This is a genomic window from Cyclobacterium sp. 1_MG-2023, assembly GCF_030546805.1.
Lineage (GTDB): Bacteria > Bacteroidota > Bacteroidia > Cytophagales > Cyclobacteriaceae > Cyclobacterium.
On record NZ_JAUOPC010000046.1, the window covers coordinates 1 to 1,974 of the forward strand.

The window sequence follows — 1,974 nt, forward strand, 5'->3', positions numbered from 1 at the left end:
ATGAGTATTCCACTCCATAGTATACCACTATTCCAGAGCAAAGTATACCAGTGATTCCAGGGGAAAGTATACCAGTAAACATATTTTCACATTGGTATTATTTCCTGTTAGAATCATCGGTCATATCTCTGGCTTTACCTGACATTCCGGCATAAAGTATACCACTGAAAGGTTTTAACCAGTGGCTGTTTAATTTGGTGATTGTAATCAACATTCCCCAAAGAACATGGCCAATAAACCGATCAGTATGCACAGATTAAGACAGATTTTATTGTTTTTGAGCAGGAGTTTTTCAGAAAGAGCAATTAGTCGTGAGCTCAGTATTTCAAGAATTACGGTTAGCAGGTACAAAAGCTCTTTCCTTTCTTCAGGCCTAGATTACGAAAGTTTATTAAACCTTTCAGATGGTGACCTTGAAGACTTGGTTTCGGGCGGAAGACGGAAGGAAGAAAACAAGGTGCTGGACCCCAGGAAAAGCAGGGTAATCTCCCAAGCAGGATATTTCCTTACTGAACTCACCCGTATCGGCGTCACCCGTCAGTTGCTTTGGGAAGAGTACAAAAAAGAAGATCCTGACGGATATGGCTATTCAAGGTTCTGTGAACTGCTTTCAGAAGCCTCCCAGGTTAGGCAGGCCACCATGAGGTTCGAGCACCGGCCCGGTGAAAAGATGGAAGTCGATTTTGCAGGTAAACCGTTGCATTACCTTGATCAGGATACTGGAGAGATGGTGCCCTGTCCGGTACTGGTGGCCGTACTCCCCTACAGCAGCTACGGCTATCTAGAAGCACTTCCCGATGCCAAACTTGAACAAGTGGTAGGAGCCCTTAACAATACGGTACTTTACTTCGGTGGGGTTACTTTGACCACCAAGTCAGACAACATGAAACAGTGGGTGACAAAAACCTGCAGGTACGAGCCAGTATTCCCCGAAATGCTGGAACAGTGGGCCAGCCATTACGGAACCGCTCTTCTGGCCGCCAGACCAAGGAAGCCCAAAGACAAGCCTTCGGTGGAAAACCACGTCCATATTTTTTACATGCGCATCTATGCAACACTGAGAAACGAGGTTTTCACAAGCCTCCGGGAGCTCAATGCGGCCATCAGGATAAAACTGGCCGAGCACCACAAAAAAGACTTTCAGAAAAAGGCACACAGCAGACAGGAGGTGTTTGAAAAAGAGGAAAAGCCGCTGTTGCTTCCCCTTCCGGGAAGTAGTTATGAACTCAGGCACCATACAAAGGGCAAGGTCCAGAAAAACTACCATGTGCAACTGGGTGAAGACAAGCATTACTATAGCGTGCCCCATAGGCTGATCGGTGCAGATGTCAGGCTGGTCTATTGCACCGAACATGTGGAGGTATTCCATAACTCCGAAAGAGTGGCTGTACACAGAAGGTCCTATAAAAAATATAAATGTACCACAGAACTGACCCATATGCCCCCGGCCCACCAGGCCTATTTTAAACAAAAGGGATGGGATCCGGAGTATTACCTGGGACAGGCCCGGCAATGTGGCCCCTCCGCTGTGGCATACTTCCAGGAAATACTCGACTCAAAACCGGTTGTCCACCAGGCCTATCTGTCCATGCTCGGCTTGCTCAGGCTCAGAAAGGAATATGGCAGTGAAAGGATGGAAGCTGCATGTAGAAGGGCACTGCAGGGCTATATCTACAGTTACGTTACGGTCGCCAAGATTTTAGAAAACAATATGGATATGGCCGAAGAGAATCTGGCAGGTGGGGATTACACCCCTCCGGAAAATCCCACGGCAAGGGGCGGGGATTCATTCAAAAACCGCTTTGAAAACAAATAATAACAATTAAAACTTAAAACAGATGAACAGAGAACAAACACTTGAACAATTAAAAAGAATGAAACTCACGGGCATGGCAAGACGCTATGAGTCAGAACTGTCCCTGCCACCGGAACAAAGAGAAGATGCTCATACGCTGCTGGCCATGATGACCCAGG

Annotated in this window: 1 protein-coding gene; it reads left to right on the forward strand. The window is 46.9% G+C overall.

The window, feature by feature from the left end; genetic code table 11:
* Positions 1–247: 247 nt before the first annotated feature.
* Positions 248–1,816: an IS21 family transposase gene (gene istA / locus Q4534_RS24015; protein ID WP_303615703.1), complete on the forward strand. Its 1,569-nt coding sequence runs from the start codon at positions 248–250 to the stop codon at positions 1,814–1,816.
* Positions 1,817–1,974 lie beyond the last annotated feature (158 nt).